The following is a 15,453-nucleotide window of genomic DNA, read 5'->3' as shown; positions in this document are numbered from 1 at the left end:
GCTCGGCATGACAGACGGTTTAGTGAACTACCGGCTTATTAAACGGGCTGCTTGGTCAGAGACTGCAAGCCTACACGAAGGAAACCCATTTTTTGTACGGCTTATTAAACGAGCTGCCTGGTCAGAAACTCATAGAGCAGCCGCACGCCGGTGCCGGTGCCGCCCTTGCCCCGATACGAGTCGGGCGCGGTCAGGAAGGCCGGGCCGGCAATGTCGAGGTGCAGCCAGGGCGTGCCTTCGATGAAGCGCTCCAGGAACTTGGCGGCCGAGATGTGGCCGGCTTCAGCTTTGCCGAGGTTGCTCAGGTCGGCAATATCGGATTTCATGTGGTCGGCGTAGTCGTCCCAGAGCGGAAACTCGACTAGTCGCTCGTGCACGCGGTGCGCGGCGGCCAGCAGCTGAGCCATGGTATCGGCCTCAGCGGTGCCCATCACGGCGGCGCCCTCGGTGCCGATGGCGCGCACGGCTGCCCCGGTGAGGGTGGCCAGGTCAATGACTAATTCGGGGTGGTATTTTTTGGCAAAGCTGAGCGCGTCGGCCAGCAGCAGGCGGCCTTCGGCGTCGGTGTTTTTAACCTCTACCGTAAGGCCCGAGTGCATGGTGAGCACGTCGCCGGGCACGTAGGCGAGGCCACCGGGGCGGTTATCGGTGGCCGGCACCAGGCCGATAACGTGCAGCGGCACGTGGTTTTTGGCCAGGGCATACAGCACGCCGCCCACGGCCGCGCCGCCGGCCATGTCGCACTTCATCATGTCCATGCTATTGGGCGTGGGCTTGAGGCTGAGGCCGCCGGTGTCGTACACCACGCCTTTGCCGACGAGCACATAGGGCTTCTCGTTTTTCGCGCCTTCGGGCTTCCACTCCAGAATGCTGAAAGTGGGCGGCTCGGGCGAGCCCAGGTTTACGGCCAGCAGGCCGCCCATGCGCAGGCTCTCGATGCGGGCCATGTCGAGGATGTCGGTGGTGTAGCCGGCTTCGTCGCCGGCTTCGGCCAGGCGCTCGGCAAACTGCTGGGCGTTGAGCTTATTGAGCGGGGCGTTGACGAGGTCGCGGGCGAAGGCCACACCTTCCAGCACGTGCTGCAGCGTGGTTACCTGCGCTTCGGTGGCGGCGTCGCCTACCAGGCTAAGCTGCGTGAGTGAGGCGGCCTGACGCGATTTCTCGTCGGTCTTGTAGCCTTCGAACTGATAGGCCGAAAGGAAGAGGCCCTCCGCCAGCGTGAGCGCGGCCTCCGGGTTTTCGCTTAAGTTATGAATAAATACTTCGCTGGTTTTTTCCTTTTTCAGCGCGGCTTGCAGCTGGTGGCCGGCCTTGCGCAGAGCTTCGAGGCTAAGGTCAGGGGTGCGCTTTTTTTCGAGCACTACAAAATAGTGCTGATGCGAAAAATGATTGAGGGCCACGAACTTCTGTTCGTCGGCGAGGGCGGCATCGACGTAGCGCCGGGCTTCGGCGGGCAGGTCGGTGCCGGCCGCCGGGGGGAGGGCAGCAGCGCCGGGAGGCAGTACGAACACCTGGGTAGCGTGGGCCGGCGCGGTGGCGGCGTGGGCAAGCGTGAGGGACATAGTAGGGGTAGGAGAGACGTAACTTTGGCGTGAAGGTATGTAAAACGAAGTGGCACTTCGTTTCGTCAGTAAACCAGCGGCTCGGCCGGAAACGGTGTGCCACGCCGTTTTACATGAGGTATGATTCTTCGCAAAACCCTGCGTCTACTGCTCCCATTGCTCGGCTCGTCGCTGCTGGCCTCGGCCCAGCTCATGCAGCCTAAAACAGTGTTTACCCGCGCCGACTCGCTGCGCGGCGGCCAGCCGCTGGCCCGCACCTGCTACGACATCAACTACTACCACCTCGATGTGAAGCTCGACGTGGCCCGCAGGTTTATCAGCGGCTCCAACCTGTTTCGCTTTACGGCCACGCGCGATTTTACCCGGCTTCAATTCGACCTTTTTGCTAATCTGGAAATCGGCAAAGTGGTGTACAAGGGCCGGTCGGTGCCCTTTACCCGCGAAGCCAATGCAGTGTTTGTGACCTTTCCTGAGGTTATCAGGCAGGGCAGCCGGGACGAGTTTACGGTAGAATATTCAGGTTTTCCTATTATTGCCAAAAAAGCTCCCTGGGACGGCGGCTTCGTCTTTACCCAGGATGCTGCCGGCCAGCCCTGGGTGGCCACCGCCTGCCAGGGTGTGGGGGCCAGCATCTGGTGGCCCACCAAAGACCAGCAGGCCGACGAGGTAGACAGTATGCTTATCAGCATCGCGGTGCCCAAAGGTCTTAAGGATGTATCGAATGGCCGGCTGCGCGGCACGGCCAAGCTGCCGGGCGGCTACACCCGCTACGACTGGGCCGTAACCAACCCCATCAACAACTACGACGTGGCGCTGAACGTGGGCAACTACGTACATTTTGGCGACACGTACCAGGGCGAGAATGGCGCGCTGACGCTCGACTACTGGGTGCTGCCCGAAAACCTGGAGAAAGCCAAATCGCAGTTTACGGCCAACGTAAAGCCCATGCTTAAAAGCATGGAAAGTTGGTTTGGGCCGTATCCCTTCTATAAAGATGGCTATAAGCTAATAGAAGCGCCCCACCTGGGCATGGAGCACCAGAGCGCCGTGGCCTACGGCAACAAGTACCAGAACGGCTACCTCGGCCGCGACCGCTCAGCCACCGGCTGGGGCACGAAGTGGGACTTTATCATCATCCACGAAAGTGGCCACGAGTGGTTTGGCAACAACATCACCAGTAAGGATATCGCCGATATGTGGGTGCACGAGAGCTTTACCACGTACTCGGAGGCGCTGTTTGTGGAAAGCCAGTTTGGCAAGCAGGCGGGGCAGGAGTATTTGCACGGTCAGCGCCGCAATATCTCGAACGATGGCCCCATCATTGGTCCCTACGGCGTGAACAAGGAGGGCTCGGGCGATATGTACGACAAGGGCAGCAACCTGCTCAACATGGTGCGCACGGCTATCAACGACGATGCGAAGTGGCACAGCATTTTACGCGGCCTCTCGCGCACCTTTTATCACCAGACCGTAACCGGCCAGCAGGTTATCGACTACATCAGCCGCGAGGCGGGCCGCGATTTTCGGCCTGTTTTTGCCCAATATCTGCAATATGCTAACCTGCCGATACTCGAAATGCGCGTTGAGAACAACCAGCTACTAGGGCGCTGGATAGCCAATGTGCCCGGTTTCGACCTGCCGGTGCGCCTGCGGGTGAAGGGCGGTGAGTATCAGTTCGTGACGCCTACTACCAAGTGGCAGCCGCTGGCTCTGCCCGGCGCTACGCGGGAGAATGTAGAGGTCGATACGTTCAACTACTACGTGGGCGTGCTGATGGATTAGCCGGCTTGGCTAAGCTGGCGCTGGGCCTCGGCTACCAGTTGATTGCGCAGCTCAGCCCCGTTGTACAGATGCTCGAACGACAGCTGTTGCTGCTGGCCGTTGGTATAGGAGAATATTGCCGAAGCAGGCCCCACGCCTTGAACTGCGGCCAGGTGTGCCCAGCGCCCGGCCTGCTCCTTGCCCAGCAGGCGGGTGCGTACGCTGAAGCCATCGGCATGCAGGTGTAGGTAGCGTCGCTTACCTAGGCGCGCCAGCCCAAAGGCCAGCACTACGTAAAGAGCGGCTAGCGCAGCGTATAGCCAGGGCAGAATGTGCGCTCGGTGCGGGGCGCCGGCCAGCTCGGCCAGGTGATGGCGGTGCCCGATATGGTAGCCTTCGAGGCCCAGAATGCCCGCCGCGGCCAGCTCCAGCCAGGCTACTGGCTCGGGGTGCCCGTGGCCGTGGCGGAGGTGCAGCAGCTCGCGGGCCATCAGCAGCAGGTAGGCAGCGCCGATAATAAACTCCAGGCCCAGCAGCGACGTTAACGCTTCCTGAGAGGCCACTGCGGCTGTGGCCCCTCCTACTAACACCAGTGCCGGCACCAGGTGGCTCAGGGCTCGGGCGCGTAGCTGCTTGGTATAGCGGCGGTTATAAAGCCAGATAGGGGAGGCAGAAGCAGCGCCAGCCGCATCGGGCCGGACGGGAGCAGAATCAGGCATGAGGTAGGAGTTGAAAAACGCAAACTATGACCGTGATGCTGCAAGCTACTGCCTGGAAGATAACTTTTTCAAGGCGAAATAGAAAGCGCTTTTAACAAGCATAGCAGGGCACATTCGTACCGAGCTGCGGCAACTAGGTCCAGCGCGCCCGGCCTGCAAGCGCTTGTTGCCGCCAGCGTACCGATATTTGAGCCACCTTCCCGCTAGTCGGCCGGAGGCAGTTGCCCACCTGGCGGTGGCCAGAGCAGGGGTGGGGCGTAGCTTCCGGTCCCTGTCGCCGTCGCCGCAGCCCATCGCACCCGTGGCTCAATATACTGTTCGCCCCAAAAAACATCTCGGTCAGCACTTCCTGGCCGACCCCAATATTGCCCGCCGCATTGTGGAAAGCCTGCGCCAGCCCGAGGGCGTACGCGAGGTGCTCGAAATAGGCCCCGGCATGGGCGTACTCACGCAGTATCTGCTGGAAAACAAGGCCTACCAGACCAGTGTGGTGGAGATTGATACCGAGTCGGTAGCCTACCTCACGGCGCACTATCCGGCGCTGGCCCCGCGCATCTACGCCACCGATTTTTTGCAGCAAAACCTGGCCGAGCTGTTTCCAAACGAGCCGCTGGCTATTATCGGCAACTTTCCCTACAATATCAGCACCCAGATATTCTTTCAGGTGCTGGCCAACCGCCAGCAGGTGCGCGAAGTGGTGGGTATGCTGCAAAAAGAAGTGGCCGAGCGACTGGCCGAGCCACCCGGCTCCAAAACCTACGGTATCCTGAGCGTGCTCTTGCAGGCATACTACGACATCGAATACCTGTTTACGGTGCCGGCCCACGTCTTTGTGCCGCCGCCTAAGGTAGAGTCGGCCGTGGTGCGCCTCACCCGCAACCAGACGGAGAAGCTGGACTGCGACGAAAAGCTGTTTTTTCGGGTGGTGAAGCAGGCGTTTTCAACCCGCCGCAAGACGCTGCGCAATGCGTTGAAGCCCCTGGGTATGTCGGCGGAGACAATGGCCGCCGAGATTTTCGATAAGCGCGCCGAGCAGCTGGGGGTGGCCGATTTTGTGCTGTTGACGAATTTGGTGGCGCAGGTATGAAATTAAGTGTCCGATGCTTGCTGACTGGAGTTGCAGTCGGATTAGTTAGCTGTAATTGGTCGGTTAATAGCACCGATGCTAAACTGGCCGGCAATTATTACCTGACTACTGACTACGAGGGATTCAGCTTTTTGCATTTTGGCAATCCATGGTTTAGACAACCACCAGTGCTGGTTGGAGAGCTAGATTCTACTGGCACAGCCGGACCCTACCTCATTGTTTGCCAAGCCGAGGTAGGAAAATATTACTTTTTACCCTTAGCAGCAGAAGATAAGCTGCTAGCACTTGCTGGGCAGTTGGGGCCTTTCACTCCAACTGTTTACCACCGCAAACTGCACCAATTAACGGGATACGCTACGATTCGGCTTTCTCCTACTCCACGCTAATATGTCCCTCTGCCTGATAATCGACGATATGCATCCCTCGCTTTTGCCCATGCTCACGAGCATCGGCGTCGAGGGCGACTACCAACCCAAGCTCACCCCGGGCGATGTGCCCGCTGCCCTGGCCGCCCGGCCTTACACCGGCCTGATGGTGCGCAGCAAGATGCGCATCACGGCCAACCTGTTGGCGCACGGCCCGCAGCTGCGCTACGTGGCCCGCGCCGGGGCCGGCGTCGATAACATCGACGAAGAAGCCCTGGCCGCCGTTGGCGTGGTGCTGGTGAATGCCCCGAGGGCAACCGCGACGCGGTGGGCGAGTTTGCCACCGGGCAGCTGCTGGCCCTGCTGCGGCATAGCATCACGGCCGATGCCGAAGTGCGCCGCGGAGAGTGGCACCGCGAAGCCAACCGGGGCGACGAGCTGGGCACCAAAACTGTGGGCCTGCTTGGCTATGGCCACATGGGCCGGGCATTTGCCCAGCGGCTGCGCGGCTTCGGCTGCACGGTGCTGGCGCATGATATTGACCCGGCGGTGGGCAGCGACGGCAACGCCGAGCTGGTGCCGCTGGCCGAGCTGCAAGCCCGGACCGAGGTGCTGAGCCTGCACATTCCGTACTCGGAGGCCAATCATCAGTTTGTGAATGAAGCCTTTCTGGCCGGGTTTCAGCACCGCATCTGGTTTATGAACACGGCGCGGGGCGAAGTGCTGGACCAGGCGGCTTTGGTAGCGCGCCTGCAAAGCGGCCAGGTGCGTGGGGCCGCCCTCGACGTGCTCGACAACGAAAAGCTCGCTACCCTCACGCCAGCCCAGCAGGCTACGTTCGACTACCTGCGCGCGGCGCCCAATACGGTGCTCTCGCCTCATATTGGCGGCTGGACGCACCAGAGCTATCAGCGCATCAATGAGGTGCTGGTAGCTAAAATCGCCGCGCTGCTGTAGCGCGGGGTTGCGGGGACAGGCGCCTTGCTTTCCCACTTTTTGCCCTATCTTTGCGTTACCAATAGGGGAGAACGGCTGGCCGATGTGCCAGCCGTTCTCTTTCTTTTTTACCTGACCCACCCGCCACGCGAAAACAGTCCTAAACTTATGGCTACTATCAATTATTACACCGCCGAGGGCCTGCAAAAGCTGAAAGACGAACTCCAGGACCTCAAAGTCCGGGGCCGGGCCAAGGCTGCCGAAGACCTGCGCGAAGCCCGCGATAAAGGCGACCTGAGCGAAAACGCCGAGTACGACGCCGCCAAGGACGCCCAGGGCCTGCTTGAGCTGAAAATATCGAAGCTCGAAGAAGTGCTGGGCAATGCCCGCATTCTGGACGAAACCAATATGGATTTCAGTAAGGTGCTCATTCAGAGCAAAGTAAAGCTGAAAAATCTTAAAAATAACATGGTGCTCGACTACCTGCTGGTTGCCGAGGAAGAAGCCAACCTGGCTGCTGGCAAAATCTCGGTTAAATCGCCCATCGGCAAGGGACTGTTGGGTAAATCGGCCGGCGACCTGGCCGAAATTACGGTGCCTGCCGGCAAGCTCCAGTTTCAGATTCTGGAAGTGGGGCGCTAGTAGTTAATATAGTTATTTCTAAATAAATAGAAAATCAAAAGACCGTCATGCTGAGCTTGTCGAAGCATCTCTACCGCTTCGTTCGGGTGTCGTTCTGGAGAGATGCTTCGACAAGCTCAGCATGACCAGCGTTTTTCTTGATTTTCCTAATTTAGGAACAGGTCTAATGGTTAATTTATTAATGGTCAACGGTTAATTGAATTTAAAAGCAGCGCCACCGGCGCTGCTTTTTTTGTGAGTTGCACCTCGAAAAGGGAAGCGTAGTTACTTTGTCATGAGCCATTGACCATTGCTTCATTAACCAGTAAACTATGCCCTCTATTTTCTCGCGCATCGTTTCGGGCGAGCTGCCCGCCTACAAGGTCACCGAAGATGCTGACCACCTGGCCTTTCTCGACATTACGCCGCTGGTGGAAGGCCACACGCTGGTGATTCCGAAAAAGGAAATTGACTATATATTCGATTTGCCGCCGCAAGAGCTGGCGGCGCTGCACGTATTTGCGCAGCGCGTGGCCAAGGGCGTGCAGGCGGCCGTGCCGTGCAAGCGCATCGGCGTGGCCGTGATTGGACTGGAAGTGCCCCATGCCCACATTCACCTCATCCCGATGAACAAGGTGGCGGATATGAATTTCGCCAACCCAAAAATAAAGGTGGCCGACGACCGCATGCAGGCGCTGGCTTCGGCTATCGCGGCCAAGGTAGACGGTGGCAGTGGACTCGGTGCGGCAGCTACCGGGGCGGCACCGGCCGCCGACGATACCACCCTGGCCCAGCTGCAAAGGCTGACCCAGGGCCTGAATTTCATCAGTGAATCGGATGCGCCGCTGGAGCCCGTGAGCTACGCTGCCCCGGCCGGCAACCTGCCCCTCGATAAGCTGCTGCAAGTAGTGGGCGAGCCAGCCGGCGCGAAAGTGGAGCAAGTGGAGCTAACCGAGTTTCTGCGCAACCATACCGCCGACAACGGCGTGACGGGCGATGTAGCTATAGCCAACCGCTTCAAAGCCTTGCAGCTATACCTGAAACAGGAGCTGGACGGGACACAGGTGTACCGGGTCGGCTCCGGGCCGCAGGTGCACGCCTACGCGCTGGGCCGCGACGCGGCCGGCCGCCTGGCTGGCTTCAAAACGGTGCTGACCGAAACCTAGCAGGTAGGGGAAAAAGCCTTTCTGCTCAAGGCCAGACTCGGCACTTTAACACCGCAAAAAAACGACATGCATCAAGCTACTAAACTCCTGACGGTCGCCGGTCTGCTCGCCAGCCAGCTGGCCGTGGCGCAGGGCATCGACCCTGCTGCCATCGCGGCCCTACCCACCGTGCAGCCGGCCGCCCTCGAAGCCCATGTGCGCTACCTGGCCGACGACCGCCTGCGCGGCCGCCTGCCCGGCACGCCCGGCTACCAGCTGGCCGTAGACTACGTGGTGAGTCAGCTTAAGCAGAATGGCGTGCTCCCGGCCGGCGATAAAGGCACTTATACCCAGACCGTGCGCCTGCGCCGGGCCTTCGTAGAGGCGGGCGCAACGCTCAGCTTTCAGCCGGCCACCGGCGCGGCCCAGCCGCTGGCGTATGGTGCGGCCATTACGCTGTATCCCAACCCAGGGCTGGCCGAAGTAAGCGTGTCCAATGCGCCACTGGTGTTCGCAGGCTACGGTATCTCGGCCCCCGAGCTGAAGTATGACGACTACGCGGGCCTCGATGCGAAAGGCAAAGTGGTGGTTATCACGCGTCAGATGCCCCGACAATTTGCCGACAACGAGCGCCAGTACTTCACCGACCTGCGCACGGTGCTCGAAACGGCCGCCCGCCACGGCGCGGTGGGCGTGCTGCTGGCCGCTGCTCACGCCGAAGCCCGGCTGCCCGAGTTCCCAAAAGGACTCGTGAGCGCGCTTGCGCCCGATGGCCAGGTAGGCGTATCGCGCAGCTACGCCCCCGGCTCGGCGCAGCTGGTGGGTAGTATCAGTCCGGCCACCTTGCAGCAGCTATTTGCCGGTGCGGCCCGCGACACCATGCAGACGCTGAATCTCTTGCGTAGGGGCAAGCCGGCCCCGCTGGCATTGCCCGGCCGCCTGAGCGCCCGCTACCGCAGCCGCTACCAGGACGTAGACAGCTACAACGTGGTAGGTAAAATAACGGGCTCGGATGCTAAGCTGAAGAACGAGTACGTAGTGCACAGCGCCCACCTCGACCACCTGGGGGTAGGCCCGGCCATTAATGGCGACTCCATCTACAACGGCGCCCACGATAATGCCACCGGCGTAGCGAGCGTGCTCGAAATCAGCAAGCTCTACGCCAGCCTCAAACCCAAGCCCCGGCGCTCGGTGCTCTTTGTGCTGGTGACGGGCGAGGAAATGGGTCTGATTGGCTCGACCTACTTCGCCAAATACCCGACCGTGCCCAAGGCGGCGCTAGTGGTCGACATCAATACCGACATGCCCACCATCATCGCGCCGCTGCTGAGCGTGGTGCCGCTAGGGGCCGACCATTCGTCGCTGATGCAGCCGGTAAAAGCCGCTGCCGATTATCTGAAGCTAACCATTGAGCCCGACCCCGAGCCGACCCAAAACCGCTTTATTCGCAGCGACCAGTACAGCTTCGTGGTGCAGGGCATCCCGGCCTTGCACATCAAGTACGGCAACCGTACGGCCGACGGCAAAAACAACCTCAGCGAAACGGTGCAGAAGTGGCGCGCCGTGACCTACCACAAGCCGCAGGACAACTTCGAGGGCGGCACCTTCGACTGGGCGGCCGGCGCGCAGTACGCGCGGCTCAACTTCCTCATCGGCTACCAAGTGGCGCAGGCTAGCCAGCGCCCTAGCTGGAATAGGGGCGACTTTTTCGGGGCTCGATTTGGGCGCTAGGTTGCAACCAGTTGAGGGCTAACGTTATCTTGAAGTTGGACTAACTATTACCCGCTGATGAAAAAGCTTTTCCTTTTGCTACTGCTTGCCCTGGCCGCTGGCTGCGAAAAGCACGACCCCAATACCGATGAGGTTGAGGTCGAAACCCAAGGCAGTAACCGCGATTGCGGCAAGGCGCAGGTTGTCGTAAAAGACCCGGCCAGGGTGGCGCAACTCATAGGCTCTCCCATTGGCGGCGGCGCCACTTACCTCGCCCTCAATCTAGATACGGCGCTCTGGGTGCGTAAAAACCAGGCATTACTGCTCCGCATTCGGCGTCCTACTGCCGAGGAGGGCAGCTTTATCTGCCACGCAATGGGGCCAGCCTACCCGGCGCTGACGGTGGTAAGTGCCCGCGTAAAGTAAGCCTGCGGAATGCAACGCTTCTAAAAGGTAGTAGTCTATAAAAAGCCAGCGCATAGTGCGCTGGCTTTTCGCTTTTTAGCTCCAGTCGTATGGTCCGCGTCTTACTCTTTTGCCTCGCTCTGCTGGCCGCCGGGCCAGCTTTCGCTATCAAGCCTTTTGCTAAGTATTGGGCCCGGCCTGACACGCTGGGCTTGAAATACCAAGACCTAGCTCTCACCACGCCCGACCACGTGCACCTAGCTGCCTGGCTGATTGAGCCCATGGCTGGCGTACCTACCCAGCAGACTACCGTAGTCGTGGCTGGCGGCGACGCGGGTAACATGGCTTCCTATATCTACACGGCGGCCTCGTTGGCCGGGGCCGGCTACCGGGTGCTACTCTTCGACTACCGTGGCTTTGGGCACAGTGACACCTTCACCATCAACCAAAATTACCTTTATTACCCCGAGTTTGCCACCGACACGCGCGCAGCCCTGACCGAGGCCCGGCGGCGCAGCCCCGGCCAGCGCGTGGGGCTTATGGGCTTCTCGATGGGTTCGCTGGTGGGCTCGGAAGCGGCGGCTACCACTCGCTGCGATTTTTTGGTGACCGTGGCCTACCCGGCTAACCCCCAAAACGTGGTGAGCTACTACCAGCGCATTCGCCCTGAGCGCCCCATTATTCTGCCCGCTGATGCCGCCTACAGCCGCGTAGCGTCCAAGGTGAAGTGCCCCTGGCTGTTCATCACCGGCACCGACGACAAGGCCACGACCCTAGCCGATACCATGACTGTTGCGCAGGCTGCTAGCCGCCGGCAGCGGCGCGAGGTGCTGCCCGTGCCCGGCGACCACCAGCAGTCGATGGGAGCGTTTGTGGAAGATGACACAGCCCGCGCTGTCTGGAAGCGTTGCGCCGCCTGCTGGCCGCCCAGCCTACCGCTCAAAAAGGCTAGCGCGCCCGGCCGCTGTCCACCACCTTTTGCAGCTGGCCCTGCGTGGCGGCCGGCAGCGCGCTCAGAATATCGAGGCCCGAGGCGGCTTCAATGGCATCGACCGAGGTCAGGTACTGGTTCCACTGCGGGGCGATGCTGTTGTCGTTGGGCGTGTCGATGGCTACCACGCGGGCCTGGCCGGCGATGATGCGTTGGAGGTCGTTGTCGCCTTCGGGCAGGAAGACCACCACTTTCCAGATGTGGGCGGGCACGGTTACGCGGCCCTGGTCGAGGGTTTGGGCGGGGCCGTTTTTACCGGTGCCGCCGCGGCCGTAGCTGCCCATTATCACATAGGCTTCCTGGCCATTCTCGACCTGGGCACGGGTATATTCTTCCAGGTGCGCCCAGGTTTGCTGGTTGTTTTGTGGGCCTGGGGCACCATGTTGCTCATCAGGAAGGTGGCCGAATTGTCGTCAAGCGTGGCGGTGCGGTCGCCGCTGGGGCAGTTGTGGCCCTTATCGAAGCCCGAGCCGGCGTAGCTCTGCGGCGACACGGCGTAGAACTGTCGGGGCAGGCCGGGGTCGGCCCGGAAATCGTTCTGGCGCGGAAAGTTCTTGGTAATGTCGGTGCGGCCCACGTGCCAGCTCGTCCAGATGGGCGTGCCGCGCTGGGCGTTGTAGCTCGTCACGTATTGCGGGTGAATATATAGATAATTTGTAGTATTTGCCGGGTCCGAAGTCGCCCCGCTTGGGTTGCCGAGCAGCAGGTTGTCGTTGTCGGTGGCCGCGCCGGGGCCCGGGGCCTGGCGTACGGGCCGGGTCGCTGTGGGACTGGCTGGCGTGGACGGGTTATTCCGGTTTTTGAAATAATCGTCGGCCGGCGAAGCCGGGGCCGGTACGGCCACCGGAGCCGGGCGACTGGCCGGGGCGGCCGTCACTGGCCCGCTGGTCGTTTCGAGGCTGATGTCGTCCAGGTTGAGCCGGCTTTTGCCCGCGTCGGTCTTGCGGATTTCCAGGCGCAGCGGCTCGTTGGCCAGGCCGGCGAAGGTGGCCGCCAGCAGCGTGGGGCCGGTGGCCGTCTGGGGCTGGCCGTTGCGCTGCCAGGTGCGGCCGTGGTCGCGGCTCACCCACAGCTCCCAGGTGCTGGGCCCATCCTGGCCGTAGGCGGCCGACAGAATCGTGATTTTGCGGATGCCGGCCGGAGCGTCGAACTGCATCGTGAGCTTACCGCCGGCGCGCAGGCGGGCGGCGTGGTGGCCGTCTTTATGGTCTTGCTCGGTGCTGCCAATCAGGGCGTTGGTAAACAGCCAGGGCCGGTGCTCAGCGCCACGTCGGCTGTTTCGTAGGCGCCTTTGCTGCCGGTTTCGAAGGTTTCGGGGAAGGCGCCGGCCGGCACCTGGCGGCTGGCAGCGGGCGCGGAAGTGACGGCTGTCGGCTGGGCGCCAGCCAACAGGGCCGGCAGCGCCAGTAAAGTGTAAAAACGCATAGCACGAAAGTAGCAGGTGCCAGCGCAAGAAAACGAGAAAGGGCCCGCAGCGGTGCCACGAGCCCTTTTGTAGCGTGGGCTCTGCGAGTCCGCGCGTGGTGTTATTGAACAGCGTTCTCACGCGCGAACTCACAGAGTCCACGCTACGCTGCGGCTTACGCCTGCCGGTCGCCCTTTGTGAACTCCAGCATCCAGCCGGGGTACTCGGCGGGCAGCTTGCTCACCTCGTCCAGCGCTTTCAGCTCCTCGGGGTAAACTGCACATCCACCGCCGTGAGGTTGTCGTCGAGCTGCTCCATCTTCTTGGCGCCGATGATAGCCGTGCTCACCACCGGCTGGTGCAGCAGCCAGGCCAGGGCCAGCGCGGCCACGGTGCTGCCCTTGGCCTCGGCCATTGGCCGGAGCTTGTCGAGGATGTCGAAGGCGCGGTCTTTGTTGACGGGCGGGAAGTCGAAGTTGCTGCGGCGGCCTTCGCCCTTCTCATTCTCGCGGGTGTACTTGCCCGAGAGGAAGCCGCCGGCCAGCGGGCTCCACACCATCAGGCCCACTTTTTCGGCCAGCAGCAGCGGCCCCAACTCGCGCTCCAGCTCGCGGCCGGCCAGGGTATAATAGGCCTGCAGCGAGGCGTACTTTTCGAGGTGCTGGTAGTGCGAGGTGTCGAGGGCTTTCTGGAGCTGCCAGGCGGCCACGTTACTGGCCCCGATGTAGCGCACCTTGCCCTGGCGCACGAGGTCGTCGAGGGCGCGCAGGGTTTCTTCCCAGGGCGTAAGCGGGTCGAAGCTGTGGGTTTGGTAGAGGTCGATGTAATCGGTTTTCAGGCGCTTGAGGCTGGCTTCGGCCTGGGCCATGATGTGCTTGCGCGTCAGGCCGGCGTCGTTGGGGCCGTCGCCCATCTTGCCGCGCACTTTGGTAGCGAGCACCACGTCGTCGCGCCGGATGCCGAGGTTGTGCAGCGCCTGGCCGGTAATTTCTTCCGACTGGCCTTCGGTGTACACGTTGGCCGTATCAATAAAATTGATGCCCGCGTCGAGCGAGCGTTTTACCAGGGCGTCGGCCCCGGCCTGGTCGACGCCGCTGATGGCGCCGAAGCGGCCGCCGCGCGTGCCAAACGTCATAGTGCCCAGGCACAGCTCAGAAACTTTCAGGCCGGTATTGCCCAGCAGATTGTATTTCATGGGAAAAGGAAAAATGGAGTGCGGGGGTATAAGCATGCCCGCAGGCAGATTGTTTGGCGTAGCGTGGACTCTGTGAGTCCGCGCGTGAGAACGTTAGTCAATAGATACCACGCGCGGACTCGCAGAGTCCACGCTACTGTCCTAATACAGCTTAAACAGCGGCTTCACGTTGGCCAGCGCCTCGCCAAACCGCTCCGAGGCCCGCGCCTGCTGGTAGGTTTCGGCGGCTTCCTTGGCGCGGCGGGTCTCGTCGGCGATTACCCTGGTGGCGCGGTCGGCCTTGATAAGCCCATCCTGCTGCCCCTGCGCGATGGCCGCCCGAATGGCGGCGCTGTACTGACTGGTAATGACGGGCAGGCGGTCGGTAAGGCTTTGCAGCTGCGCGGCGAGCTGCACGGCGGCCTCGGCCGAGTTGTTGGCCGGCGTGAGGTAGCCGTCGGGATTCAGGATGTCGCTCTGGTTCTGGGCGCGGGCAAAGGCCTGGTCTAGCGAGGCGAAGCGGGCCCCCAGGTTGGCCGCCACGTAGTTGCTCATATGGCTGATATTGCCCACGTCGAGAGTATTGGTAGCGGGCTGGCCGGGCGGCGGGGCCGTGTAGTAGGCCGAAATATCTTCCTGGTACGCTACCAGCTGCGCGTAGGGCCGGTACAGTTGGCTGAGCTGGTGCTGCAACACGCTCAGCTCGTTGTCGAGGGTAAGCAGCGAGGCCTGGTTATCGGCCCGCGCCGCGTCGAGCGCCGAGAAAAAGTTGAGCGTCGGCCGCAGGCCGTTTTCAATGATTTTCACCTGCTCGGCCGTGAAGCCGTCGCTGCTCAGGCTACTGGCCCGCACGCTGGTCAGCAGCTCACCCACGGCGTTCAGCATGGGGCCCACCGTGGGCATAGCTGTTACGTACGAGCTTTGGCTGAGGTGAGCAGCCAGGTCGACGAGGCGGCGGCCTTTGCTCTTATCCACGGCCTTGTTGGCCACAAGGGTTTTGGTATATTCCACCAGCGAGATACCGAGCGGGTTGCTGTCGGTGGGCGAGCTGAGCGCCGCCTGCTCGTTGGCATTGCGCAGGGCCTGGGTTAGCGCCCGCAGCTGGGTAAGGCGGCTGTGGCACACCAGCAGCAGGTTGGCGGTGGCCTGCACGTTGCTCTTGGCCAGCGTGAAGCGGGTGGTCTGGCTCAGCTTCTGGCCGGCCAGGAAGCTCGTAAACTTGCCGCCCAGGTCGCTGTAGAGCCGCTGCTGCTGGCGGTAGGCCTGGCGCAGGCTATCGACACGGTGCGTGAGCAGCAGCACCGTGGCCTGCGCCTGGGCGGTGGCGTCGTCGGGGCGGGGCGGACGGCAGAAGTAGCGGGTGCTGCGGGCAGCGTAAGAGCGGTAGGGACCGGAGCGGTAGCCTGCGCCCAGGCAGCGCCGGGTAGCAGGACCAGCCCAACGAGTAATAGCTTGAATTCGGCAGTAGTCATACAAAAAGCAGGCAGGCGCAGGGTGCCCGCCACAGGATGGAAAATAGCCCAGGCCGGTAATCAAAACTACAAACCGGCTGTGTAGGCCAGATTAAGTGGCA

Annotated in this window: 13 protein-coding genes and 3 pseudogenes; 9 read left to right on the top strand and 7 right to left on the bottom strand. The window is 61.7% G+C overall.

Going from position 1 to position 15,453, the window contains the following annotated elements:
- Positions 1–104 precede the first annotated feature (104 nt).
- On the bottom strand, positions 105–1,562 hold the full coding sequence (locus tag GKZ67_RS09280) for a leucyl aminopeptidase family protein (RefSeq protein ID WP_173242042.1): 1,458 nt from the start codon (positions 1,560–1,562) through the stop codon (positions 105–107).
- A gap of 120 nt (positions 1,563–1,682) precedes the next feature.
- On the opposite strand from GKZ67_RS09280, the gene GKZ67_RS09275 reads away from it, so the two are divergent.
- Positions 1,683–3,344 (top strand): M1 family metallopeptidase, encoded by a 1,662-nt coding sequence (locus GKZ67_RS09275; protein ID WP_254245177.1) that lies wholly within the window; start codon positions 1,683–1,685, stop codon positions 3,342–3,344.
- On the opposite strand, the gene GKZ67_RS09270 is transcribed toward GKZ67_RS09275, so the two are convergent.
- Positions 3,341–4,042 carry a hypothetical protein gene (locus GKZ67_RS09270; RefSeq protein ID WP_173242041.1) on the bottom strand — a complete coding sequence of 234 codons (702 nt, stop codon included), beginning with the start codon at positions 4,040–4,042 and terminating at the stop codon, positions 3,341–3,343. The genes GKZ67_RS09275 and GKZ67_RS09270 overlap by 4 nt on opposite strands.
- A 301-nt stretch (positions 4,043–4,343) precedes the next feature.
- On the opposite strand from GKZ67_RS09270, the gene rsmA reads away from it, so the two are divergent.
- From rsmA to GKZ67_RS25085, 8 genes and pseudogenes are all read left to right on the top strand, one after another.
- Entirely contained in the window at positions 4,344–5,129 is a 786-nt protein-coding gene (rsmA, locus tag GKZ67_RS09265) for a 16S rRNA (adenine(1518)-N(6)/adenine(1519)-N(6))-dimethyltransferase RsmA (RefSeq protein ID WP_173242040.1), read from the top strand.
- 387 nt (positions 5,130–5,516) lie between these two features.
- A pseudogene (locus GKZ67_RS24550) lies at positions 5,517–5,759 on the top strand (phosphoglycerate dehydrogenase); the annotation flags it as partial.
- A gap of 62 nt (positions 5,760–5,821) precedes the next feature.
- Positions 5,822–6,451 carry an NAD(P)-dependent oxidoreductase gene (locus GKZ67_RS09260; RefSeq protein ID WP_317172284.1) on the top strand — a complete coding sequence of 210 codons (630 nt, stop codon included), beginning with the start codon at positions 5,822–5,824 and terminating at the stop codon, positions 6,449–6,451.
- A 147-nt stretch (positions 6,452–6,598) separates the two neighbouring features.
- Positions 6,599–7,072 (top strand): transcription elongation factor GreA, encoded by a 474-nt coding sequence (greA, locus tag GKZ67_RS09255; RefSeq protein WP_173242039.1) that lies wholly within the window; start codon positions 6,599–6,601, stop codon positions 7,070–7,072.
- A 311-nt stretch (positions 7,073–7,383) separates the two neighbouring features.
- A complete protein-coding gene (locus GKZ67_RS24545) occupies positions 7,384–8,217 on the top strand; it encodes a nuclease A inhibitor family protein (RefSeq protein ID WP_173242038.1) in 834 nt (277 codons plus the stop codon).
- A gap of 66 nt (positions 8,218–8,283) precedes the next feature.
- Positions 8,284–9,927, top strand: coding sequence for a M28 family peptidase (locus tag GKZ67_RS09245; RefSeq protein WP_173242037.1), 1,644 nt, complete (start codon positions 8,284–8,286; stop codon positions 9,925–9,927).
- Between the two features lie 57 nt (positions 9,928–9,984).
- The gene (locus GKZ67_RS09240; RefSeq protein WP_173242036.1) at positions 9,985–10,332 is read left to right on the top strand and encodes a hypothetical protein; all 348 of its coding nucleotides are present in this window, start codon (positions 9,985–9,987) and stop codon (positions 10,330–10,332) included.
- An 89-nt stretch (positions 10,333–10,421) separates the two neighbouring features.
- Positions 10,422–11,009, top strand: a pseudogene (locus tag GKZ67_RS25085) (alpha/beta hydrolase); the annotation flags it as partial.
- A 2-nt stretch (positions 11,010–11,011) separates the two neighbouring features.
- Here the strand turns inward: GKZ67_RS25085 and GKZ67_RS09235 are convergent.
- From GKZ67_RS09235 to GKZ67_RS09210, 5 genes and pseudogenes are all read right to left on the bottom strand, one after another.
- A complete protein-coding gene (locus GKZ67_RS09235; protein WP_173240510.1) occupies positions 11,012–11,197 on the bottom strand; it encodes a hypothetical protein in 186 nt (61 codons plus the stop codon).
- Positions 11,198–11,259: 62 nt separating this feature from the next.
- Positions 11,260–12,458, bottom strand: a pseudogene (locus GKZ67_RS09225) (DNA/RNA non-specific endonuclease).
- A 71-nt stretch (positions 12,459–12,529) separates the two neighbouring features.
- Positions 12,530–12,727, bottom strand: a complete 198-nt coding sequence (locus GKZ67_RS09220) for a hypothetical protein (RefSeq protein ID WP_173242034.1) — start codon at positions 12,725–12,727, stop codon at positions 12,530–12,532.
- 238 nt (positions 12,728–12,965) lie between these two features.
- Positions 12,966–13,901, bottom strand: coding sequence for an aldo/keto reductase (locus GKZ67_RS09215; protein WP_254245176.1), 936 nt, complete (start codon positions 13,899–13,901; stop codon positions 12,966–12,968).
- Between the two features lie 141 nt (positions 13,902–14,042).
- Positions 14,043–15,356, bottom strand: coding sequence for a hypothetical protein (locus GKZ67_RS09210; protein ID WP_173242033.1), 1,314 nt, complete (start codon positions 15,354–15,356; stop codon positions 14,043–14,045).
- Positions 15,357–15,453: the final 97 nt, after the last annotated feature.

Source organism: Hymenobacter sp. BRD67 (assembly GCF_013256425.1).
Taxonomy (GTDB): Bacteria; Bacteroidota; Bacteroidia; order Cytophagales; family Hymenobacteraceae; genus Hymenobacter.
Note: the sequence above shows the minus strand (reverse complement) of the source record. Positions and strands in the feature narration are given on the sequence as shown.

Coding starts and splice junctions, on each gene's coding strand:
- GKZ67_RS09280 (WP_173242042.1), bottom strand. CDS start 1,562: ATGTCCCTCACGCTTGCCCACGCCGCCACCGCGCCGGCCCACGCTACC.
- GKZ67_RS09275 (WP_254245177.1), top strand. CDS start 1,683: ATGATTCTTCGCAAAACCCTGCGTCTACTGCTCCCATTGCTCGGCTCG.
- GKZ67_RS09270 (WP_173242041.1), bottom strand. CDS start 4,042: ATGCCTGATTCTGCTCCCGTCCGGCCCGATGCGGCTGGCGCTGCTTCT.
- greA (WP_173242039.1), top strand. CDS start 6,599: ATGGCTACTATCAATTATTACACCGCCGAGGGCCTGCAAAAGCTGAAA.
- GKZ67_RS24545 (WP_173242038.1), top strand. CDS start 7,384: ATGCCCTCTATTTTCTCGCGCATCGTTTCGGGCGAGCTGCCCGCCTAC.
- GKZ67_RS09245 (WP_173242037.1), top strand. CDS start 8,284: ATGCATCAAGCTACTAAACTCCTGACGGTCGCCGGTCTGCTCGCCAGC.
- GKZ67_RS09240 (WP_173242036.1), top strand. CDS start 9,985: ATGAAAAAGCTTTTCCTTTTGCTACTGCTTGCCCTGGCCGCTGGCTGC.
- GKZ67_RS09220 (WP_173242034.1), bottom strand. CDS start 12,727: ATGCGTTTTTACACTTTACTGGCGCTGCCGGCCCTGTTGGCTGGCGCC.
- GKZ67_RS09215 (WP_254245176.1), bottom strand. CDS start 13,901: ATGAAATACAATCTGCTGGGCAATACCGGCCTGAAAGTTTCTGAGCTG.